General features: G+C 56.3%; 25 protein-coding genes and 1 tRNA gene. 4 read left to right on the forward strand and 22 right to left on the reverse strand.

Annotated elements, in window-relative coordinates; translation table 11 throughout:
• Window positions 1–24: 24 nt before the first annotated feature.
• Entirely contained in the window at window positions 25–204 is a 180-nt protein-coding gene (locus tag ACMGFL_RS10245) for an AbrB/MazE/SpoVT family DNA-binding domain-containing protein (protein WP_436935445.1), read from the forward strand.
• 2 nt (window positions 205–206) lie between these two features.
• Here ACMGFL_RS10245 and ACMGFL_RS10250 read toward each other — a convergent pair whose 3' ends face one another.
• The 8 genes from ACMGFL_RS10250 to ACMGFL_RS10285 all read right to left on the reverse strand — a co-directional run bounded on the left by ACMGFL_RS10250 (window position 207) and on the right by ACMGFL_RS10285 (window position 3,424).
• On the reverse strand, window positions 207–734 hold the full coding sequence (locus ACMGFL_RS10250; RefSeq protein WP_436935446.1) for a hypothetical protein: 528 nt from the start codon (window positions 732–734) through the stop codon (window positions 207–209).
• Window positions 731–1,015 (reverse strand): DUF8112 family protein, encoded by a 285-nt coding sequence (locus ACMGFL_RS10255; RefSeq protein ID WP_436935447.1) that lies wholly within the window; start codon window positions 1,013–1,015, stop codon window positions 731–733. The genes ACMGFL_RS10250 and ACMGFL_RS10255 overlap by 4 nt, the downstream gene beginning before the upstream one ends.
• Window positions 1,012–1,173, reverse strand: coding sequence for a hypothetical protein (locus tag ACMGFL_RS10260; RefSeq protein WP_436935448.1), 162 nt, complete (start codon window positions 1,171–1,173; stop codon window positions 1,012–1,014). Before ACMGFL_RS10260 ends, ACMGFL_RS10255 begins: the two co-directional genes overlap by 4 nt.
• Complete coding sequence (locus ACMGFL_RS10265) at window positions 1,166–1,558, reverse strand: SWIM zinc finger family protein (protein ID WP_436935449.1); 393 nt, start codon at window positions 1,556–1,558, stop codon at window positions 1,166–1,168. The genes ACMGFL_RS10260 and ACMGFL_RS10265 overlap by 8 nt, the downstream gene beginning before the upstream one ends.
• Window positions 1,558–1,725 (reverse strand): hypothetical protein, encoded by a 168-nt coding sequence (locus ACMGFL_RS10270; RefSeq protein ID WP_436935450.1) that lies wholly within the window; start codon window positions 1,723–1,725, stop codon window positions 1,558–1,560. Before ACMGFL_RS10270 ends, ACMGFL_RS10265 begins: the two co-directional genes overlap by 1 nt.
• Complete coding sequence (locus ACMGFL_RS10275; protein WP_436935451.1) at window positions 1,725–2,204, reverse strand: hypothetical protein; 480 nt, start codon at window positions 2,202–2,204, stop codon at window positions 1,725–1,727. The genes ACMGFL_RS10270 and ACMGFL_RS10275 overlap by 1 nt, the downstream gene beginning before the upstream one ends.
• Window positions 2,201–2,476, reverse strand: a complete 276-nt coding sequence (locus tag ACMGFL_RS10280; protein WP_436935452.1) for a hypothetical protein — start codon at window positions 2,474–2,476, stop codon at window positions 2,201–2,203. The genes ACMGFL_RS10275 and ACMGFL_RS10280 overlap by 4 nt, the downstream gene beginning before the upstream one ends.
• A gap of 384 nt (window positions 2,477–2,860) precedes the next feature.
• Window positions 2,861–3,424 carry a hypothetical protein gene (locus ACMGFL_RS10285; protein ID WP_436935453.1) on the reverse strand — a complete coding sequence of 188 codons (564 nt, stop codon included), beginning with the start codon at window positions 3,422–3,424 and terminating at the stop codon, window positions 2,861–2,863.
• Between the two features lie 332 nt (window positions 3,425–3,756).
• Between ACMGFL_RS10285 and ACMGFL_RS10290 the strand changes: the two genes are divergently transcribed.
• Window positions 3,757–4,362 carry a ribbon-helix-helix domain-containing protein gene (locus ACMGFL_RS10290; protein ID WP_436935454.1) on the forward strand — a complete coding sequence of 202 codons (606 nt, stop codon included), beginning with the start codon at window positions 3,757–3,759 and terminating at the stop codon, window positions 4,360–4,362.
• Between the two features lie 514 nt (window positions 4,363–4,876).
• Here ACMGFL_RS10290 and ACMGFL_RS10295 read toward each other — a convergent pair.
• From ACMGFL_RS10295 to ACMGFL_RS10310, 4 genes are all read right to left on the reverse strand, one after another.
• The gene (locus ACMGFL_RS10295; RefSeq protein WP_436935455.1) at window positions 4,877–5,587 is read right to left on the reverse strand and encodes a hypothetical protein; all 711 of its coding nucleotides are present in this window, start codon (window positions 5,585–5,587) and stop codon (window positions 4,877–4,879) included.
• A gap of 114 nt (window positions 5,588–5,701) precedes the next feature.
• Complete coding sequence (locus ACMGFL_RS10300) at window positions 5,702–7,381, reverse strand: RNA-directed DNA polymerase (protein ID WP_436935456.1); 1,680 nt, start codon at window positions 7,379–7,381, stop codon at window positions 5,702–5,704.
• A 513-nt stretch (window positions 7,382–7,894) separates the two neighbouring features.
• Window positions 7,895–9,145 carry a winged helix-turn-helix transcriptional regulator gene (locus tag ACMGFL_RS10305; protein ID WP_436935457.1) on the reverse strand — a complete coding sequence of 417 codons (1,251 nt, stop codon included), beginning with the start codon at window positions 9,143–9,145 and terminating at the stop codon, window positions 7,895–7,897.
• Window positions 9,146–10,169: 1,024 nt separating this feature from the next.
• A complete protein-coding gene (locus ACMGFL_RS10310; protein ID WP_436935458.1) occupies window positions 10,170–11,015 on the reverse strand; it encodes a hypothetical protein in 846 nt (281 codons plus the stop codon).
• 131 nt (window positions 11,016–11,146) lie between these two features.
• Here ACMGFL_RS10310 and ACMGFL_RS10315 point away from each other — a divergent pair, with 131 nt between their 5' ends.
• Window positions 11,147–12,484 (forward strand): PD-(D/E)XK nuclease family protein, encoded by a 1,338-nt coding sequence (locus ACMGFL_RS10315; protein WP_436935459.1) that lies wholly within the window; start codon window positions 11,147–11,149, stop codon window positions 12,482–12,484.
• An 11-nt stretch (window positions 12,485–12,495) separates the two neighbouring features.
• Here ACMGFL_RS10315 and ACMGFL_RS10320 read toward each other — a convergent pair whose 3' ends face one another.
• From ACMGFL_RS10320 to ACMGFL_RS10365, 10 genes are all read right to left on the reverse strand, one after another.
• On the reverse strand, window positions 12,496–13,647 hold the full coding sequence (locus ACMGFL_RS10320; protein WP_436935460.1) for a tyrosine-type recombinase/integrase: 1,152 nt from the start codon (window positions 13,645–13,647) through the stop codon (window positions 12,496–12,498).
• A gap of 178 nt (window positions 13,648–13,825) precedes the next feature.
• Window positions 13,826–15,445 (reverse strand): hypothetical protein, encoded by a 1,620-nt coding sequence (locus ACMGFL_RS10325; RefSeq protein ID WP_436935461.1) that lies wholly within the window; start codon window positions 15,443–15,445, stop codon window positions 13,826–13,828.
• 140 nt (window positions 15,446–15,585) lie between these two features.
• The gene (locus ACMGFL_RS10330; protein ID WP_436935462.1) at window positions 15,586–16,593 is read right to left on the reverse strand and encodes a TIGR04024 family LLM class F420-dependent oxidoreductase; all 1,008 of its coding nucleotides are present in this window, start codon (window positions 16,591–16,593) and stop codon (window positions 15,586–15,588) included.
• A 94-nt stretch (window positions 16,594–16,687) separates the two neighbouring features.
• A complete protein-coding gene (locus ACMGFL_RS10335; protein WP_436935463.1) occupies window positions 16,688–17,590 on the reverse strand; it encodes a hypothetical protein in 903 nt (300 codons plus the stop codon).
• Between the two features lie 49 nt (window positions 17,591–17,639).
• Window positions 17,640–18,044 carry a peptide-methionine (R)-S-oxide reductase MsrB gene (gene msrB, locus ACMGFL_RS10340; RefSeq protein ID WP_436935464.1) on the reverse strand — a complete coding sequence of 135 codons (405 nt, stop codon included), beginning with the start codon at window positions 18,042–18,044 and terminating at the stop codon, window positions 17,640–17,642.
• Window positions 18,045–18,136: 92 nt separating this feature from the next.
• A complete protein-coding gene (locus ACMGFL_RS10345; RefSeq protein ID WP_436935465.1) occupies window positions 18,137–18,901 on the reverse strand; it encodes a sugar phosphate isomerase/epimerase family protein in 765 nt (254 codons plus the stop codon).
• 64 nt (window positions 18,902–18,965) lie between these two features.
• Window positions 18,966–19,039 (reverse strand) — tRNA-Thr (locus ACMGFL_RS10350).
• Window positions 19,040–19,050: 11 nt separating this feature from the next.
• Window positions 19,051–19,554, reverse strand: coding sequence for a GNAT family N-acetyltransferase (locus ACMGFL_RS10355; RefSeq protein WP_436935466.1), 504 nt, complete (start codon window positions 19,552–19,554; stop codon window positions 19,051–19,053).
• Window position 19,555: 1 nt separating this feature from the next.
• The gene (locus ACMGFL_RS10360; protein WP_436935467.1) at window positions 19,556–20,122 is read right to left on the reverse strand and encodes a CBS domain-containing protein; all 567 of its coding nucleotides are present in this window, start codon (window positions 20,120–20,122) and stop codon (window positions 19,556–19,558) included.
• 121 nt (window positions 20,123–20,243) lie between these two features.
• Window positions 20,244–20,546 carry a DUF5785 family protein gene (locus ACMGFL_RS10365; protein ID WP_436935468.1) on the reverse strand — a complete coding sequence of 101 codons (303 nt, stop codon included), beginning with the start codon at window positions 20,544–20,546 and terminating at the stop codon, window positions 20,244–20,246.
• Between the two features lie 112 nt (window positions 20,547–20,658).
• Between ACMGFL_RS10365 and ACMGFL_RS10370 the strand changes: the two genes are divergently transcribed.
• Window positions 20,659–21,771 carry a hypothetical protein gene (locus ACMGFL_RS10370; protein WP_436935469.1) on the forward strand — a complete coding sequence of 371 codons (1,113 nt, stop codon included), beginning with the start codon at window positions 20,659–20,661 and terminating at the stop codon, window positions 21,769–21,771.
• Window positions 21,772–21,794: the final 23 nt, after the last annotated feature.

Genomic DNA, 21,794 nt, shown 5'->3' on the forward strand with positions numbered 1-21,794 from the left:
CCATCCACTCCCACCACAATAGCAATGAGTAAGACCGTGAAAGCCCGCGAACACTACGGGGCCAACTCGCTGGACTTGACTCTTCCCGCCGAAGTCGTCGATGAATACGACGTGAACGCGGGCGACATCTTCGAAATCGAGGTTGCATCCGACGATGATGAACTCACTCTCACGTACACGCGCGTGTACAAAAGCGAGGAGTGAGCCTATTCTGCGTCCGCGGTCCACCGCTCAATATACCGCCACCACATCATCGCGTGTCCGTTCGCGGTCAGGATGGCGTCGTGGGCGCGGACGTGCCACTGGTCCGCCCGCTGGGGGTCGTCCTGACGCGCAATCGCACTATTGGCCCACGCAACGGCCGCCTCGTGGAGATGGTAGTAGTACGCCCACAATTCCTCGGAGAGCGTCCGCCGTGGCTGGTCGGACTCGAAGGTACTCCGCCAAGCGAAGACATCCGAATGAATCGCTTCGTAACGATTCACTGCTTGCTCGAACTCGTAGATGGCCTTGGCGGACTCGCCGTGTCGAATCGCCGCGAGGCCGTCCTCGTAGTGAGCCCACGCCTGTTCGTCCCGCTGGGCAATCGTATCTCGCACCCACGCCAGAGCGTCTCCGGCGGCGGTGGGCCGCGAGAGATGCATATCCGGGTCGGGCTCGGCGGTAGGTTCGGTGGCGATTCCCTCGGCGAGTGCGTCACGACACATCGCACCCAGTGACTGGTGTGGTGTCATGCTGATTCCTCCCGGCTCCGGGCACGTGTTTCGACGCCAGCGAGGCGACCGTTCCAGTAGACCGCCTCGATGATGGCTTCGTCCGCATCCTCGGTGCCATGCTCGATGCTCGTGTCACCGCAAGAATCGCAGTAGAGGCGACGGAGCACCCACCCGTCGCGGGGATAGTGAGTGACATAGCCTCTGACGAGGTCACCACTCCGGATGCCCTTGTTACAGCGCGAACAGATATTGCCTGTGCGCGTTCCGTTCATCGCCGCCGCCGGGTCAGCAGGACTCATTCGTCGTCGCCCTCCAGAATCCGCTCGAAGTTCTCCTCCGTCACGTCGATGGCTCGCTCGACGTACTCCTCTTGACCGGTGACCCGCCCGAACCACCTGAACACGGGATACCACCGTCGAATCCACCAATACATCAGTCGGAAGTACCGCTCAAGCATCCCCGGTCACCTCCTCCAGCCGGTCCACCGCGTCACGGAGGTCATCCGCAGTCTCCGCGAGTTCCTGGGCCTGTTCTTCGAGGTCGGCGGCGTTCGCGTCGAGGTCGTCAGCCGTCTCTGACAACCGGGCTTCGAGTGCGTCGGTGTCGACCTGAGAGCACTCCAGCCGAACCCGGCAAATGTGTTTACATTCTTTCACTTCCTCCCGGTGCTGGAAGTCCGGGCACGTACACGCTGGCTCGCCCTGGATATCTACCGTGTATTCCGAGCCCGACTGGGTGGTCACCGAGAAGAGGGCACGGGCTTCCTCGATGACGGTCATGTGCTCTCTGAGGGCCCGAATTGTCCTCGGTTCGATATCGGGCTGGACTGACTCCGACGACATCAGGCTTCACCCCCTCGCTGTCGCACGTCTCGAACGTAGACCCGACCGCGAGCTTTCTCGGCGTGCTCGGTACAGCAGGGATCCTCGCTGTATCCACGAACCGGCGCGTTGACGATGACGGTATGCGTTGCCTCCCGGTTGCACCCGAGTTCCCGACACGTCGCCATCAGGTGTCACCTCCGTAGCCGAGTTCAAACCCGTCGTGTCGGATGACTACCTGGCCGTTGCGTCGGTCTGGGTCGATGTCGACGACTTCCGTCTCACCAGGGAACGCTCGCTCTGCTGCAATCACCGCCTCGATGACTCTCTCGAAGCCGTCGTCGCCCTCAGCTTCCAGTCGGTCGATGTCGTCGCGGTCCAGCCGAGTGCCCGACTCGTCGACGACGTACGCGAGTTCGAAGCGGTAGTGACGCTCCGCCTCGCACTCTGAACCGGTCTCGTAGTAGGTCTCGTCGCGTCGGTAGTCGGTGTAGGAATCCACGACCTCTGCCCAGCGGCACTGCTCGTGGAAGATGGCCGCCATGTCTTCGAGGATGGGAGACAATCCCTGGACCGGTACCCACTCGTGTTCGTGGTCCGGGATGCCGCCGCCGTAGTGACGGTCGATGTCCGCTCGTGTCGTTCCAGGAGGCAGATTCCCGCTCATCGCTGACCCTCCGGTTCGCACGGGACCGTCTCCCAGCGGTGGGGCGGCTCAACCGTCTCCCGCGAACACCGCTCGCAGGCCCAGAACGTGTACCAAGCCGACGCGCCATCCCGTCGCTCCTCGGGGGTCAGCGGGCCTTCCCAGCCTTCGCACTTCGCCAAGTCGTGACCGTTGACCCGCGCCGCGTGACGTTCGATGATTCTGTCCTTCTCTCCGTTGGCGATTTGCGATGAATTTTTGCCAGTCTCGCCAGTAGTCGATGGTGGTGTCATTAGTTCTCGTTCCAGGGAACCAACACCGGCCCGGTGCCCTTACACCGGGTTCGACTCTAACTCCAGAGCCGTCGCTATCCGGTGTTTGTCCCTGATATTGTATAGGTGATGTATTTGTAAAATGTCATTGATTGCAGCGGTTTCTGACGTGAATAAGTTGAAAACACCCCAGGTATTCGATACTGATAGCAGGTGCCGATGAGTCCGCATGGGCGACATATTACCCTGCCACCCTGGCCTAAGTCGGATAGCGCACAGACCAAGAGACACCGCAAGGCTTCCGTGAGTCAAAATTGCCCATCCAGTCACGTCGTTGCTCAGCCCGGATAGCGCATAGACAGAGGACCACCATCCCAGTCCAGATAGTCCGACTGGTATGTTTTTCTAACCGGTCCAGACGATAGTTTGGTTGTCTCCTCGACCACGTCGTTCGATTTCGCCGGTTACGGATTCAAGCACGACCAACGACATATTGGTACCGCCTCCATCGGGGGCATACCCTAATTCCTCGTCGATGAGCCGGTCGAACTCCTCGCGTTCCAGTTCTTGGTGTTCGTAGATGAGCTTGCGAATTTCTGCTGGCTGTGATTCTGACGAGTTGCGCAGTCGCTCGTAAAAACGACGGCGAGCCTGGACCTCTATCCCAGTCGTATCGACATCTGGGACTGGCGGGAGGTCTCCATTCGCCGTGGCCGTTCTTCTTCGGGCCGTCGCTTGAATCGACGGTAACCGGTCGAACCTGAGCGTGAGCGACTTGATATTGCCATCAGCTGTGTGCTCTACGTCGACGAGCGCATCCAGGGATACGTAACCGCCAGTGTCAATCTCTACCTCGAACTCGTCGCGCTCGTCGTACTCTACGGGGAGTTCCTCCTCGTCGCGTTCCCCGAAGACTTCGACCTCTTCCCGGAGAACGACGCTATCGTTAGTGAACTCGATTTCGTTCATGGTGTGTGCTCTGACTCTGTGTAATAAATGCAAACACATAAATACTGGGAAACTGAGAAAGATACTGAGAAACTCAGAGAAAGTGTAGAAGAGATACCTCGCCCAAGGTTCTCGGAGTACCACTAACGTCGCATCGACACTACGGAAATACGCCTCCACCAGATAGCGCACTCACAGGTTACCACCAGAGTCCAAGCACCAGGCCCGTGACTGCGATGCGAGCCGCCCATGCTTTGGCTTCCGAACGTACGTTGGTCAAGGTATAGTTAGTAGGAACTCGGGTAACACGACCCAAAGTTTTTCAGTACGTTTGTGGTATTCCTATGTACACTATGCGTCCACAAATCCCAGACCAGCTTGAAGAACAGGTGGAAGCAGTTGCTGAGCAAGGTGGGTACTCATCCGGCTCAGAACTCGTGCGTGACGCGGTCCGACGGCGTGTTGATGAGTTAGAACAGCGTCCATCCGACCGAACGATTCGCACATGGTTAGAACGCGAACAGCGTATAGAGGTGATTAGCAGAGACACGTTTCCAGCAGTCGAATTTGACAAGGAAACTGGAGAAACCACAACTATCGAAGGTGCAACCTGGACGATTTTACTTCGTACTTCCAATGTACCTGTGTGGGTCCACGGGGGCTTGCAGAGTGACCCCATCAAAATCACATGTCCCGTTTTGAAACGCCTCTTTTCCGAAGTAGACGAGGCAATTCTCTTGGAGGGGCCGGGTTATTTAGCCGGACTGTCGAGTGACAATCGGCCCGTTGATACTGTATCTCAAGCTGATGGGATTCAGCTGGAAAAACAAATCAGTAGAAGTCATCTGAACAGGGGTGAGCTGATTAATACCGTTCTGGGTATGGCTACGACTATAGAGATGGCGGTTGATGGTATCCCTCCATTCGAAAAAATGGTCACGGGGTGGGACGAGAGATGACAAACTCGTGGGTCCATGTGAGATTGCCATCGACTATCTGGCTGGCTTCGCTCGGAGTCGTCTCCGTTGACCACCTGGCTCCCCTTTCTCTTGGACCTATTAGCGTTCTAAGTTGGTTGGTGTTCATCTCTGGTATCCTTTATTTCCTGCTTCGAATAACTGTCGCATAGAACGGGCGAGCCTCTCTGTATCTACCTTTTCGGCCAGTTACACCGACTGCACCGCTCGCCAGCATCGCGGTCCACTCGGTCCCGCACCTCGGCCCAGTTCCCTTCGACGGTCGCGCCCTCGGGTTCGGCACCGCATCCTCGTGTTCCTATCAGGTGCCACAGTTCCGACTCGTCGTTTCGGACGGCCCTCATATACTGGGCTATGAGCGGAGTAGTGATAGAGTCGCTGGAATGTTTCTTTCGCTGGCACCTGCTATCAGCATCGTTAGATATGCTACCGTCTTACCAGGCAATTATTGCCGATAGCAACGATACAAGAACCTATACTAAGCGACATCTAACTATCACAACTCACTAATCCCGCTAAAAGGTCCGTCTGGCGAAAACGGGAGGTCGTCATATGGAAGTCGTTCGTCTATGTATTGAGCTTCGTATTCTGGGTCAACAAAGAGTAGAAGAAGAGCAGCAGGAATACCTGATTCATCCAAATCTTCTCTCTGACTCCCCCCATCCATTGCTACGCCTCTATGTGATATCGGGTTTTCAAGCGGTCGAAGAATAGACTCCAAATTTTCGAACACCCAGTTGTCACCTACAAACCCTGTTGGTAGAGAATATAGAACCGCACTGGCATCTCTCCAGTTTATTTGTGTATGAAGCCGGTCCGCTCCACGACCACTGAACCTCGCAGGGTTAAGAGGCATGAGTGCCCTGGCCGGATAAAATCGGAATCCAGATTCGTGGTACATTACAGCAAATGAGCTGGGTGTATAACTGAGCATCTTCTCACAGTCTTTTTGCAGTTCTTCTACTGGAGGGGTATCATGCTTAGGGGCCGATTTAGCCTGTGCAATAATACCGGAGCCCCAGTATCCCTCGGTAGAGACTACGCCAGTTGCAATAATAAAATCAGAGCCAGTTATGGTTTCTGGAGAATTAGTCGAACCATCGAAAAATTTGTCCCCATACACCGAGTACCGTGAATCAACAGCCCGCTCTGAGATACTACCGTCAAGGCTGTGTATGAATTTATTAGTTATTTGGTCTTCTCGCATATTGTCTTGGTACCTTTTTCGTGTATCACGGGAAGCTTCTCTGGCAGCACGCGCCAGAAGTTTCGAATTTTGATTTAGTATCATAGTAGTATTTTCTTTAAGTGGATTTGGCAGTTATATTTCCTCGGCGTCACTTTTTGCAGCCTCAATTGACAATTCAGTGATTTGATTTGAGGTATCTATTCGCTGATATAGTTTACTCCGGTGGTTCGGCTCAAAATTCCTCAGTGCATATGTCATCACAGCTTTACTCGTAGGCCGTAGTTCTTCGTCATAGGTCATTTCAATCTGTTCCCAATCTGAATAATCCCCGAACTCGCCCAGTATTGCCATGGCATAGTCACGCGCCTCCAATAATGAGTCTTTCTCAGCTGACAAAACGAGTCTCGCGGCATGGAGAATGTCCGGAGAATTAAAATTCGATTCGAAGAACCAACGTATTAAGGTAAATTCATGGTATGAATATCTTATCTGTCCTTCAGAGATATCTTGCGCTAAATTGTCTGCTATCTCAGAAGCAGATGAAAGGTCATCGAAATAATTGTAGATGATTCGACGGACGTCAGCCCGTCCTTCTCTAATATAATCCATACAGTAGTCTACTGCAATTGTGTTATCCATATCTCCTAAACGATTGATAATATATCGAAAGAGATGATGTTCTAATTCGTCAAAATCTACGCTTTCGATATACTGATTATATGCTTCTTCAAGCATTTCCTCCGACACACCGTCGTCTGTTTCACTTTCTGACTGACCTTCCTCGTCAGATGACGAGTCTTCGTCAGTTTCGCTCGATACAGTGACCACTCCATAGGGGGTTGCTGTGACTTGAGGAGTTCTGGCTTCTTCTCCGTTATTATTATTGTCTCCATTACTGTCGCGCAGTTCATTGAAGACTGATTCTGGTTCTTCAAAGTCTTCTTTCGCTTCTTGAGCCTCCCGAATCTCTGTTTTTCCACTTTTCATATTGAGACCTTTTGAGCGGAACAACCTCTCAAGTAAATTTTGGGTCTCAATTGCTCTGTCCCTAGAATTGAGAAAGACGAAATAATCATCGTTGAACCGAACATGGTCAACCTCGTGATTCTTGAGTCGCCGGTCAATGCTGTCCAGATATGCCTCAGCAATAATATCTGATGGGCCGTATCCTTGTGGTACACCTCTTTTCCGTGGTTCAGCCCACATTGCCAGTAGGCCCCATAATTTCATTGCTACTGTCTTTTTACCAGTCATTTGCCTTATTACGGAAGTTGCCCTCTCAATGTCGATATTTTCGTAAAATCCAGATACATCGGTTTCTATAACGTAATTGTATTCGTCAGCGAGAATTATCTTACACTCTTGCATTTCTTTCCAATAATCTCTTTCAAAATCTTGCCATCGATTATTCTCTCCCTTGTCTTCATATAATATGTGAGAAAATCTACGATTCGCAGCAGACCAACAAATAGCATCTCTAATTTCATCGTAAAGTTCCAGCATCAGAGCAGAGTAAACCACCATATCTTCAACATAGAGGATATGAGCAGGTCGCAGGTGATAATTTGATTTCGGGACATCAATAACTCTGGGAGTAGTAGGTTCAAACTCTCCCTCGGATGAATTACCATAGTTAGCCGATTCATCCTCTTCGCTAAGACGTTGTTCTAAATCGTCGAGCCATTCATCTTCCTGACTATTCAATATATCAATAAGATATGGTGTATCCGCAAATGCGTTCATATAGTGGCGGAGGTCCCGCTTGGTTTTCCGCCATGCTAAACTTAGGTTCAGGTTCCGGTCAATTTCCATTTGCATCCGAATATAAACGGCTTCTACAAAATAGAAGGGGCTGCTCGTTTTACACGGCCTGACACTACCTTAACGAATGAGAAAGTAATTGTCCAGCCGGTGAATTTCTACTGCATCGCAGCTGCTATTAGTGGCGTCAGACCGACACCGTCCAATGGGTTTGCCGGACTGCCGTCGCTGATAGCAGGTGGAGGAGATGGGACGGTAACGCCGTAGGTTTGCCACGGAACTCAAGATAGCGGTTCTAAGGTACCTGCGACCGGTCACCATGCTTGTGAATCAACGGGTGGGCCAGTGACCTCGTTGACACCAGTCTTCCACACCGCGGTTCGCGCCGTATCGACGCTCGACCCTGGAAGCGCGGAAGGCGGAATTAGAACATGTTATAGACATAAAAAACCCGTATAAAAACGGACTTCTCCTTGGCGCACGCCAACCGACTATAGTTATCTTTTAAGTATGGGGTTTAAGTAGTCTTAACCTCCAGAATTTCCACCTTCCGCGCTTCCGACCCTATCTTTCTGCAAGCGAGTACATCTTCTTCCTACCGTTACCACCGGATTCCGCAATTACACCGGCCAGAAGTAACGTATCTGCGTGCTTTCGGACTGTCCGAGTGGTAACATCTACTTCCTCGGCAAGCTTACTCTGGCTTAGTGAGCCATGTTGGGCGAGCGTCTGAACGATTTTAAATTTCGTTTCGTTCTCTGATTCTAATTCCGCGATGTTTTGCCGGTAGTTCTCATTGTAGTAGTTGAGCATCTGACGCCATGACTGCTCAAAGAGGTCCATCGCTTGTTCCATATGGGACAAGCTCACACTCTCAGAACATCGGTCAAGTGCAGCCATTACAGCCCCAATACGAAACGCGTGGATACCATAACGGATGATTGCTGGTTCAACGATTTCTTTTGTCATCTCAGGATAATCCTCATAGACACTCCACATTCTGTCTTCAAGGTCCAAGTCCTCGGGCTCAAAGTCGAAGCTAAACACGAACCCGGAGTCGTAATGCGCGCGAATGATTTGAAGGGCCGTCCCGAGCCGACCGACATTGTTTACGAGGTCAGTCCTGGACAGCTCCTCTGTACCGTCGTCACTGACAATTGAGTCGATGACTTTCCCGAGCGTGTCCCGATAAAACGCTCGGTCTATCTCCTTGAAGAAGAAAAAGAACCGGGCGAGCGTGCCATTATTCAGTAGACGCTTTAAATCTAAATCTTCTGGTGGATACGTCGTTCCGAAGAGGGTACACTTCGGCTTGTAGGCTATCGTTCCATGAGCCAGGTCCTTCTGCACCTTTTTATTGTCCATTATTTGATTCAGGTGTTCACCGAGGTTTGAACTGTGCTCACGCTCGGCGAGACGGAAGAGGGTGCTCATCTCCTCAAATCCTACAATCTCTGCCTGCGCCGCTACTCCCCGAACAGGCTCGCTGTCTTCAACGGTTCCGATGAGCCCGGCCTCTGTCAAGTCAGTCTGGCTACGAAACGAAATGTCCGCCATCTCTGCAACCATCCGGGCGTACTTGAACGCCGGTGACTTCCCAGTACCACTCTTCTGAATGGCAATCGGATGAATAGCGGGTGGTATCTCGTTGTTGTTTGCCTGTATCTTCGTTCCACGGAGCGTCCGGCTCGCCAATGCCAGCATTGAGGCGGTGTGGAGCTTCGAGTTGTTGAAGCTCATCGTGTTTCCTGTCTTAATGTACGTGCTGACGAACTCTTGTCCCCACAACGGCTGGGAATGGCTGTCTTCCAGCACGGACCGTGCACCGTCACTCAGATGGTCAAGGTCTGACGACACCGGTGGAGAGTCCGAGGTTTTACTCATGAGCCCTACCCCACGTTCTGCCTCGGTTTGTTGGCTGGATAGCGATACATCTCCGGGCCTCGTTGAGAGACCCATAATGCCTAATGTTACGGAAGTCTAATTCTATCATGGGTTGGTTGTCAAAACCTACCCGGCACGGAACCGCCGACGTTACCGGACTGACCCAGGTACCAATTGAGCAGTCCGGAGAAGTCGGTGGTTTTTCCGAGTAGGCTGTTGGATTACTCGTTAGTCCCCTCCGGTTCGTACTGAGCAACCATCTTACGCAGGAGGTCGTCGTAGCTTTCGCCCCCACGCAGTTTGGATTTGACCAGCTTTCTCGTTTCTTGCTGGCAGGGTATGGTTGTGTGTGATGCCATCCACCAATAGATACGATAGGGTCTATAAATACCAATTTTCAAGTCGGTCGCCTTTGCCCCACCCCAAGCTATGAATATCCTATACGTTTTACATTCGATTGACGGGTGAAATAAAGGGTATCACCAGTAGTAGTCACAACTTCTCCACACTGGCTAAAGCATTACAGGTTCCGAATGTCAGAATATTTATTTTTATCTGTCTTGTTTGAGATGACGGCGTCTCACCGTTTTACACGATAATCGCTATACCGGTTTCAACAGATGGCGGGAGATTTGCCACTGTCAAGGTAGCGACCAATCAATATTACAGGTTCGGAATATCACATGGGTAGTTGACATCCGACAGAGGGTCCTCCTCGCTGCGCCTGGCCTTCGTTACTCTACGAAGTATTATCATTAGTTATCCCAGCCGTCCAAGCTACGGCATCAAGTCAGAACCCACAAATCTGATTCGACCTGCTATCAGCAATTTTTGCCGATTTTTTCATAATGCCGTGCCGCCTGCTAAAACAGGCCCCGGTGTGAAAGAGGCCGAGAGGGGCTGGGGAAGCCCATCAACGCCGTAGAGAGGGGCGAAATATCGGGGGTAGCCTCCGTTACTCTTCGAACTCGTCGAGGTCGGTGTCGTTGTCGAACTCGCATCGCCATGGGTCGTCCTCGGGCGTCGGCTCTACGGCGTGCTCGATTTCTTCCTCGGTGAACGCTTCCTCCGGTTCTCTATAGGCGTATTCGGGCGCATCGTAGCTGAGAACCCTACGCCACCACTTTTCGCCGAGGTCGGTCTCTGGGTCGGGGCCGATGCGTGCGCCGTGGATTCGAAAGTGAGGCCAGTCACGTCCCTTACCAGCACCGGGGTAGGTGTGCTTGTCAGCGGCAACACGACCAATAGGTCCGTCTGGGTCTAACTCCTCGTCGGTGACCGGCGGCTCGTACAATCGTTCGTGGTCCTCATCCTGTTTCGCTCGCGCTCTATCCTCCATCGTGTTCGAGAAGTAGCCGTTTGCATGGGTGGTAGCTCGGCTGCTCTTGGCCCTACTGGCTACAAGGGCAGCCGCAATAGCACAGAGCCGCCGCACCCAGGCGTCGTCTTCGTATCTGTTCTTGGCCAATTTCTCGTACCGAAGGACGTGCTCGATTGCCTCGTTGCCCGCTACCAAGTCCTCGATGCAAGCGAGAACTACACGGTTCCAGTAGTGAGTCTCATAACCCTCTCCGGAACGGACGAGTTCCCACGCCGCGAACGCCGCCGTCTCATCGTCTGACCGACGAACTGCCTTCTGGAAGAGCGAGCTAACTACGTCCCGTCTGAATCCGCCCTTGGTTTCGTACCACGGCATCTCTTTGCCGAAGTCGTTGGTCTGTACCTCGTCCTCCTCGTTCTCATCCGGCTCTTCGAGTTCACCGTCGTCGTTGAACCGGAACTGGTCGGGGTTGTCACTCACGGTTCCTGAACCCGTGTGAAAATAGGGGTTCCCAGGTTATAGTAACTTTGTTGACAGCAAAACAGTAGCCTGACACGCACTACGTCCATCCTTGCGATACTTTGATTCGGCATCCGTTTCAAGTAGCGCACGTGCCAGCCGAGAGTATCGAACAACGATTACGCGAACTGGAGCGGCAACTGGATGCCCTCCCAGAGGCGGAGGAACCACCGCCAACCACGCTACAGGTGCTCGGTCGCAGTCATAAAGAAAAGGACTGGCAGCGATTTCTCGTCCACTTTTTGACCCCGAACGACGCCCACGGACTCGACCATGTCGTTCTCGAACACGTCCTGAGAGCGTTGGCCGCCCGCGAGGACACCGGTTACTCGTACTCACGCTTCGACCTCGACAGTGTCCAAGTCGCTCAGGAAGTGGTCACCGACGAGGGTCGTCCTGACGTTGTTGTCTGGTCCGAAGACTGGTTCATCTGCTTCGAACTCAAAATCGACTCATCAGAGGGCAACGACCAGACCGAGCGATACGTCCAGGTCGAATCGTTCGACAGCATCAATCTCGACAAATCGGAGGTTGCAGGCCATCACTACGTCTATCTCGCACCAAAGGACGCCCCCAGACCGGACGCAGACGAGTTTGTTTCTGTGTCCTGGGAGTGGATAGTGTCGGAACTACAGGCGTTTCTCGCAGAGAGTTACGGGGAGTATCCGTCTCGAACGACTGCCCAACTCAACGAGTTCATCGACACGGTACGGAGTGAACTGACTATGACAGAGTACCAAGAGAACCAACAGGAGAAGATGGAGTTGTACGTACGTCACTACGACGAGATTCACGAGGTACAGGATGCGTTTGACGAAGGCTGGACCGAGTTCGAACAGGAGTGGGGGACTCGTTTGGCAAACGCTCTCGACGCCGGTGAGACCGAAACGGTTCCTGCTGTCCCGGACGAGTACGTGGCGTTCACGTTTGACCGAGGGGACGATGCGCTGGAGCGGTGGATTTTCAAGCAGGCAACCTCCGACTGGGCCTGGATTTTCAAAGACGGGTGGTGGAAACGAGCCGACACCGGAGAGAATATCTACGGGCGAGACAGGCCCGACGTGAGGATTGGGTTCCTTCATCGACTGGAGAAGCATCGAACGAACGCCGTGCGCGACCACGAACTGAAATTCTTTTTCCGGATGACGCCACCCAGTTCCGATTCGTTCAAAAACGCGTTCGAACAGAGGTTTTACGACCGACGGCAAGCGATTGCTGACCTCACGCCAAAGCCCAGCGAAATCACTGGCAACAAGACCAATCTACTCGAAACCAGCTATGACATCGACGTTCGAAGCCACGATACGTTCTTTGATGCGTACATCGCGGCACTGCAAGAGGCGTTCGTCGACCATGCCGTAGATAACGAGGAACTCATCAGGACTATCGACGACATCTACGAAAAATCGTTTAACAAAATAGATAAGTGAATCTGTCGGCTCTAACCCATCCTATCGAGTGCGTCTCGCCGGTCGCTCACTGGCGCAGCATCGTATTTCATCGTCGTCTCTGGACGGAGATGACGGAGTTGGGCTTGGGTGGCTGCGAGGTCCTCTTCCCGAGTCATGTATGTCCCGACTGAGTGGCGGATGGAGTACCAACTAACGTCACGACGAGCAGTGTCAATCCCAGCGATGTCGCAGAGTTTTCGGAGAAGCCGTCCGAGTTGCTTCGAGTCGTAAGGCTTCTTCTTTTGCGTAAGCCAGAGTGCGTCTGTGTCATCGTACTCGGGATAGTGCTCTCGTTCCTGAATCCAGCGGTTGAGAGCCTTCGCTGTTTTCCGGCGGAGAGACACTTCCCAGTTGGCCTCGTTTTTCGCTGACTCGTCTTTCGGGATGCGGAGGACAGCGTTGTCACTGTCCACCCACTCGGTTCGAGCGTTCCCTACTTCGACCGGGCGTAAACCGGCATCAAGGCTGGTCCAGACGAGTGACGTGACCTTCCACGATGGGATGTCCGCCCAGTCGTCGGTGCCAACATCGCCGACATCTTTCTCGTGATACTCCGCTACCAGTGGTTTGAGACGCTCTCGGCGTTCCTCGTCAGTCTGGACAGTCTTGTACGAGGGAATCGTTCCGTACTCCAGCGCAGTTTGGCGTAGCTTGCGGCGCTCGTCTTCTTTGAAGAAGTCCTGGGGCTTCTGCGAGTTCGAGACGGTGAAAGCCCTGTCCGGCTCCCACTCCGGCTCTCCGAACTCGTGGTGTCGCCACTTGAAGTAGCGTTTCAGCGCGTGGAGTGTGTGGTGCTTGTGCGACTGACTCTTGTCGGAGTACGCAAGTCCCTCGATATACTGGTTAGCGTGCTCGATAGTCATCACGGGCACGTACTCGTCTGCTTTCTCCCAGACGGCGCGTTCGAAGTAGCTGACGCGATACATCGTCCGCTTGGCCGTCGCCTGCGAGTATCCCTCGATGTCCCGCGTGTCTTTGCCTTCGAGCAGGAGCCACTTGGCGAACTCCTCTCGACGCTCGCGGTAGTCGAACTCCTGCTTGGAGTCGAGCATCCGGGAGGCTGCCTTCGGGACGAGGGGGAAGGTTATTTCTACGGTTCGTTGCTCGAACGGACTCAAATCGTCGTCGGATTCGTTCAACATCGTTGGTAGGTCACGAATCCATCAAAACCGAGGGACGGAACGGGAATTTGCGAGAGTAAATAACTGGCTTAGCGGCGCTTAGAGTGGCTCTTCTTGAGTCCGCCGCCGTTTCCAGGCTTGGCTACCCTCGCACGGTAGTTGGTACTGGACTCGCTGATTTTAACGTCCCGGTTTTGGATCACTCGGAGTCGACAGCGTGCTCGACAGTCTCCTCATCCGCTGTGCGCTCCTCGTGCTCCGTTCGGGACTCACGTGTCTCGGCGTCCTCCGATCCCATCCATCGGTCGGAATCGTCGTCAGTGGGGAGCGCAATCTCGTGGTGGGTATCGAGTTGTTCGAGGTCACGAAGCGAGGGGAGATCGGCTGCTGACTCGTCGGATGCACCCGAGGAAGCGTCCGACTCAGCGGTCTGCACTGAACTGGCGGATCTATCTTCGGTGTCGACAGCGGAGCCACCGTCCCCTGCGGGAACAGCGTCTGACTCGGCCGCGTCGTCCGACGTGTCCACAAATTCGTCCGTTCGCAGTTGCTCCAGCGTGTCCTCGACCCGGTCGAGATGGTCGGCTATCTCGTCGGCGGAGCCGGACTCGATTGCGACGGCCAGTTCGTGCGCCTGGTCGAGATGGTCCTTTGCGTCCTGAAAGCCTGTCAGCGCCGCCTTCTGCTCGCCCGATTCGACGTGGGCGAACCCACTCTCCCAGCGCTCCCGAGCGACTTCGACCCGAAGACGGATGCTCTGTTCTGCGGCAGTCTCCATCTCCCGGCGTGCAGCTTTGGGGTCGAGCGGCGGTCCCTCAGCGGTCCAGTCAAGCGTCTGGGCGTAGTCGTACTGATGGAAAGCGGATTCCCAGCTCTCGGCCGCGAGTTCGCGGTCCGATTCGAGTTCGGCGGCGAGTTTCGCCGCTCGCGCCTGGCGGATCGGTTCGGCGGCGACCATCTCCAGATCCCAGCGCAGCCGGTCGAGTTCCTCGTTGAGCCTGCGCTGTCGACCGAACTGGAAGGCGTCGCCGCGCCGAACCGCCTCACCCACGTCGCGCGCTCGCTCGTAATCCGCTCGCGCCTCTGTCAGCACGCTATCGGCCTGTTCGTGCCGGTCGACCGCGAGCAACTGGTCGCCGAGTTCGAGTCGGGAGCGTGCCCGTTCGATGTACAGTCGCGCGTGTGCGTCCTCCAGGATTCGTTCGATGTCGGTCAGTTCCGGGGCGAGCACGTCGTCAGCTATCGGCTCAGTCAGTTGCACGCGGCCGATAAGCTGATCGACCGAGGACCGAACGCGGTCGTAGGTCGCCGTCGCTGCGTCGTACTCCCGAGCGGCGGCAGCCTCCTGCATCTCGCCAGCGGCGAGTTCGACGTCACTGCCGAGTCGGAGCACCTCACTCCGGAGCGTCCCGACCCACGTGAGATGCCTGGCGATTCCGTCGACAGCGCCTTCGACACCCTCTGGAAATCTGTACTGCCAGCTCACACCGTCTGTCGTCGCGATTTCGAGCTGCCTGTCCGTGACCGCACCGACAGAGACCGTTGCGATATCGCCGTAGGACAGGTCGCCAGCGTCCTCCCCGGGCGTTCCGTCTGCCGCCGAGACAAACAGGATGCGCCGGTCGGTCACGACCAGCAACACCGGAATATCGACGTGCCGCCGCTGTCCGTCCTCGACGCGCGATAGCCCCTCCGGGCTGATGAACGCACCTCCAGCGGTTTCGTTATCATCGATAATAGTAGAGATAGTCGACGGGGATACCGCACGCCCAAGTGAGGCGTCATCGACACCAAACGACGTGTTCTTGTCCCCGGTCATAATCAGTTCTCCTACGTTGTCGTTATCATGGGAGATAATAAAACGCTCGGGGCGTTCTCAGTATGAAGAATACACCGGAATGTCGGGGCTGACTCGCGGGGTCGGGGCTAGCTCGCCGAAAGATCGCCCGCAGAGAGCTATTAGGCGCGCGGTCGAAGTGCTCTGGCCGTTTCGATGATCTCGGAGTGGTTTGCCGACCGGGGGAACGAGACCGAAACCGCGTCGACGCCATCGACCGCCGCGAACTGGTCGAGTCGGTCACGACAGGTCTCGGGTGTGCCTGCGGCCGCCATCTCGCTGAGCAGGTCAGCGTCGATTGCGTCTATCGCGCCCTCGCGGTCGCCGTTTGCCCACCGCTGTGCAATCGTTGCTGCCGTCTCCTCGTAGCCCTGGCTTGCGAGTGTTTCCCGGTAGAAGGTTCCCATCGCACCGACGTAGAAGGCGATGTGGTCGCGAACGAGTTCGCGTGCGCGTTCGGCATCCGCGAGCGCACAGCAGGGAATCGAGACAGTCACCCGACAGTCTGCAGGGCTGTCACCGGCCAGTTCGACGCCACGCCGGAAGTGTTCGAGACGCTCTCTGAGTCCATCGGGCGTACACAACAGCGCGTGCCAGCCATCGCCAAATCGACCTGCGAGTTCGACGGATTTCGGTCCCATACCGCCCGCGTCGATCGGTGGCGGCGTTTCGGGCGGGTCGTGTCGGAGCCGAAAGCCAGCAAGCTGGAAGATATCACCGTCGTACTCGACTGTTTCACCAGTCAGTACGGCTCTGATGATCTCGATCGTCTCGCGGGTTCGCCGGAGCGGTCGCTCGTACTCGGTCCCGTGCCATCCCTCGACGAGAATGGGACCGCTCGGTCCGACACCGAGTCGGAGACGACCACCAGACGCCTCCTGCAGCGTCGCGGCGGTCTGTCCAAGCAGCGCGGGCGACCGCGAGTACACGTTCAGCACCGAGGTTCCGATCCCGACGCTGTCGGTTCGCTCCGCGAGCGTCGAGAGGACGGTCACCGCATCGCGCCCCCACGTCTCGGGCAACCAGACGCGGTCGTATCCCAGGTCCTCGGCCCGAACGCCTAACTCACAGAGTGAGTCGAGTGAAGACTGGGCGGCGACGGGGAGATACAGGTCACGGTCTGCTGGCATCATTCAGTTAACGGTGCGCTGCGGCTTAAAATCCCAGCACGATCTGACAATCCCAGCCTCGTCCGGTTCGGCGTGCTCGGACGCCCCTCCTCACTCAGCCGAGTTGGTTGAGACTCAGTGCTGTGGGGTCTGCCGTCCACGTGAGCAACCCGACGTTCGACCCCGTCCCGAGTTCAATATTCTGTGCGCCATCGAACAGGTCGTTCGACTGTGCGTAGGATTCGAGCGCATCGGTCGGAATCGTGGCATCCTCGACGAAGCGCTCGGCCCGCGTCGCGGTGAACTCCTCACCGAGTGCGAGGCTGTATCCCTGTGCCACAGAACCAGCGAACACACCCTCGCGGGGTATTGTCACATCGTTTCGAGGGTGTGTTCTGAACCGGAAGTTGTGCTCAGTGTCGAGTTGCTGGAGCAGATCCGTCAGCGTCTCGCGGTCTCCGTACGGCGACGCGTTTCCAAGACCGATATCGACGACCGCTTCCACCACGGTCCGCCCGCCGGACGGGTGCTGACCGACCGCGAGACGTCGCCCGTCGAGTCCGCGTGCCCGCTGCCCATTTGCAGTGACGAACAGATCAAATCCCTCGTAGGAGCCGTCCTCCTCGAACCCCTCGTCTCGGAGGGTCTCGCGGAGTTGGTCGCCGTCCAGGTCGTGTGTGACGGCCCCAAATCCGACTCCCTTCTCGGGGTCGCCACCACGAGTGAATCGCTCGACATCAGCGGGGTTCGGGTTGGCGATGGTCCAGTCGAGCCACTCACGCTGATACTGCTCCCATGTCGACGAACTGAGTCGGTCGGCCCGCTCGCCAACCGCTGCAGGAGCCGTCGAAAACACCTGATAGTGATCGAGACTGTCCGAAAGCTGGTTCGGGTCGGGAACCCACTCCACTGGGTCCGCACTCCCCGGAGTCTCCTCACCATCGCCGCCGAGACAGCCAGCGACGACAGACAGCGTTGCGACGCTTCCAAGCGAACACAGCACGTCTCGGCGATCCATGTACCCTGTGTTCTCGACTCGGTTATTTAAGCCCCTCGGCGAGGACAGACTATGATTCTGGCTCGAAATCCAGCGACGCCGAGTTGATACAGTAACGCTTCCCGGTCGGTTCGGGGCCGTCGTCGAAGATGTGACCCAGGTGGCCGCCACAGCGAGCACAGACTGCCTCCGTCCGGCGCATGCCGTGACTCGTGTCGACTCGCGTCTCGATGTTGCCGCTGTCGTAGGCGTCCCAGAAGCTCGGCCACCCCGACCCGGAATCGTACTTCTCGTCGGACGTGAACAGTTCGAGCCCACAGCCAGCGCAGGTGAACACGCCCTCGTCCTTGATGTCGAGCAGGTCGCCGCTGAACCGGGGTTCGGTGCCCGCCTCTCTGAGTATCTCGTATTCCTCGTCGGTCAGGACCTCTCGCCAGCGCTCCTCTGAGTCGGGCATCTCCTCGGATTCGCTCATACTCCCTATTGGAACTCGATACGCATAACTGTGGCTGAGTGCGGTAGTGCCAACCACACGTCGGAAGAGACAGTTCGGTGTCTCCGTGTGGGTCAGAACGTCGATTCCACGAAGCGCCTGCTCTCGACCAGCGCAGTTTCCGGATCATCTCCGCCGAGGAACTCGAACCCGTACCAGACCTCCTGGTCGAGTTCGTTCAACATCGTCGCGATTTCGGTCATCGGCATTTCCCCCGTACCCACAACGTCATCCGGTGCTGAGGGGTCTCTGAAGTGGACGTACCTGATGTCGTCGGCGAGTGTCTCGATTGCCTCCTGAACAGCAATCTCGTTTGCATAGAAGTTGCCGACGTCGACGTTCACCCGGAGGGTCGGATCGTCGAGTGTAGAAAGCACGTCGGTCAGTTCGGAAACAGTCGTGCCAGGTTCGAGTCCGTGGTTTTCCAGGAGCAGGTTTACGTCACGCTGGCTTGCATATTCGACTGCTTCCGCGGCTTTGTCCCAACTCTGATGGGACTCGTCCGGAACGTCCCCGGTGAACACCCGGAGATAGGGAGCGCCGATGTCTGCCGCCGTGTCGATATCGGCCCACAACTGCTCCTGCCCGTCTCCACGGTTCGGAATCAGGAGTTCCGTCCCGGTGGCGTAGACGAGATGAACGTCATTCGAGTCCACGTACGCGCGCACATCGTCTCGTGTCTCCTCGGATTCGGTCCACGTCGCGTCTCGAAGTTCGATTCCATCGAATCCTAGATCGGCAGATCTGTCGAGCAACTCGATCGGATTTCGTAACGGTCCATCATCGTCTTCGAGATGGAACTGAACCTGATTCGCCAGGAAGGGTCGTGTCTCGGACATCGATCCTACATCGGCCGCTACAGTATAAACGTATGGTATTCTGCAGGAAATTCAGAAGAGTCGAAGCCAGGGGAGGGATTTGAACCCTCGAACTCCCGATTACAAGTCGGGTGCTTGAACCGCCCAAGCTCCCCTGGCGCGTTCGGGAGTTACGCGTCATCCCTTGAGTGTGTATCGCTTTCGACTGGGGCAGCGTCGTCCCCGTCGAGTGCTTTCTCACACTCGATTCGGTGCGGGGAGTAGCCGTGGTCGCGATAGAACGAGCGCGCGCGGTCGTTGGCCGCCAGCACATCGAGCGTGACCACAGAGACACCGGCATCTGCGAGGTCCTGCTCTGCGGCTTCGAGCAGTTCGGAACCGACGCCCTGTGACCGAACCGACGGCTCCACGTAGAGGTTCTCGATGACACCCCGAGACGTGTCCTGCTCGTAGCTGCTGCTTTCGAGCGTGTACATCACGAACCCGTAGATTTCGTCGGCACGCGCAACGAGGAGTTGGTCACGGATGATGTATCTGGCGACAGTCTCCCGGATCCGCTTTCGGTTCTGCTCGGGCAGGAGATGCGAGCCGTGGTCGCGCTGGCGGGCTGCAAACGTGACCCACTGGTCGGCAATTCTATCGGCCGCAGCCATCGAGGGGCGAACGACCTCCATCCTACATGTCCCGACAGTCGGCACAGAGCAACTGCCCGTTGAACGAGACCAGGTCGTGAGCGAGTGACCCACACCCCTCGCAGATGCTCTGGTCTTCGAAGTCAGTGTCTGCACCCTCGCTTGCCATCGCCGTCGTCGCGGTGGCTGGCGTCTCGGTGATCTCCGCCTGCATGTCCGTTGTGGTGTCCCGCGGTGCCCGCGCGGACACGATGTCGTGTTCGGTCACGATCCCGATCAGTTCGTCACCCTCGGTCACGCGGAGCCGACGAACCGAATGTGTCGCCATGGTGTCGGCCGCAACGTCGAGTGTCGTCTCCGGCGACACAGCGGGTACTTCGGTCGTCGTCGCATCGCTGACCGTCGCAGACGCCGGGTCGGGCCCCTCGACGAGCAGCGCAAACACGTCCCGCTCTGTCAACAATCCGACGGGGTCGCTCCCGCGGAGTACGACTGCCGTCTCTGACCCCTCGCGGAGCAGCAACTCGACGGCACCGACGAGTTCGTCGGACTCGTTGACACCGACGTACTCTCTGTTCATCACCTCTCGAATCGTCACGTCCGCATTCATGTGGTACTTATTGGCACACGGCAGTGAAAAAGGTGACTGCAGTAGCTTTATTGTGGGTTCGTGCGTAGCTACGAGGTTAAAACTGAACGCGAGACCAACGGCAAACGTACAGCCAGCAGTATCAGGCGTGTTCGAGACGATACGGCCAGTAGTCGGCATCGCGCATCGCCCGTCCGACCACCTGATGAAACTCGGGGAAGTCCTCGAAAGAGGTGTCGGGGTCGATTTGCTCGAAGATTTGCTCGACGCTGACGACGGTATCGTAATCGATACGAACGGGGTGGTCACCGTACTGGTCGACGAAGTCCGCCGCAGTAAACGGGAAGTCCTCGTCTTCGTCGATTTTCTTTGCGAGCACCGCCTGTCCGTACTTCCGGCCGCCCTCGCTCCCCTCGTCACCATCGGGGTCGTGTGGCCAGTCCATAGTAATACCTACGGCGAACCAGTCAAAAGCATTTCTGTCCCGGATGCGTGTGGTCTGAAGTATCAGTCGGATACCAAACTATTATACTATCTGTTCACAAGGTAGAACACACATGAGTCAAAACCACCAGAATGAACCGACATCGGGGAGAGACCGGATGTCGGGGATCCGTGGGATGATCTCCGGACGCGTGGCACTGACCGTGCTGACGGTACTTGTTGTTCTGCTTGCAGGCTGTAGCGGCCTCACCGGGGGCAGCGGTGATACGGGTTCGGGCACTGCATCAGTCGATTCGGTTCCAGAAGGCGTCGATGGAGTGATGTACTTCGACAGCGGCGTCGCGACTGACCAGACGACAGAGAGTCTGGCGAACGGCCTCATCGAGATGGCGATGGAATACAACCCGGACTACGATGGGCCGACGTCGTACGACGAGATGCTCGACCGAGCCGAACAGGAGAGCAACCTCTCGACCGATGGGTTCCAGAGCATGACCGTGTTCTTCAAATACGGGAGCGGAGGCTCACCGGAGGAGTACACTGGTGCGATCATGCAGACTGACTGGACCATCGAGCAACTGGCCGAAGCCTCGGACGAGAGCCTCGACGACCTCGAAACGACGGAGTATCAGGGCGTGACGGTCTACATCGAGGAGGACGAGTTCACGGACCAGACGACGTGGCTCGCTGACCTCGGTGACGGGACGTTCGTCGCCGGGACGGACGCAGTCGTCAAGGACGTTCTCGATACGCGAAACGGCGAGATGAACGCCTGGAGCGGCGAACTTCGGGACACGTACGAGAGCGCAGCGGATGGATACACGAAAGTCGCGATGGAGATGCCCCCACAGGAGGTTAGTGAGGGGGTTCAGCCGGGCGGTGGGATGTTGCCGGACGCGAGCAACATCGAGCGGATGAGCATGGTGTATCACACGTCTGGGAACGAGATGATCATGGACACACACGTGTACATGGACTCGACCCAGAACGCAGAGCAGCTCAAGTCGACGGTCGATCTCGCCATCCAGATGGGCGAAGGGCAGATGGCAGAGCAGAATCCCGAACTGGCGTCACTGCTCGACGGACTGAGCGCCGAGCAGGACGGGACGGAAGTGACTATCTCGTTCACGACCACGCCCGACGAGATTATCGCAGCACTCGAACTGTACGCCAGCCAGTCGATGGGAGCGTCGATGTCCATCACGCCGAGCGCAGTAGCGGGATAACTGAGAGTGTTCGCATCGGGGAT

Source organism: Halovenus marina, from assembly GCF_051414115.1.
Lineage (GTDB): Archaea > Halobacteriota > Halobacteria > Halobacteriales > Haloarculaceae > Halovenus > Halovenus marina.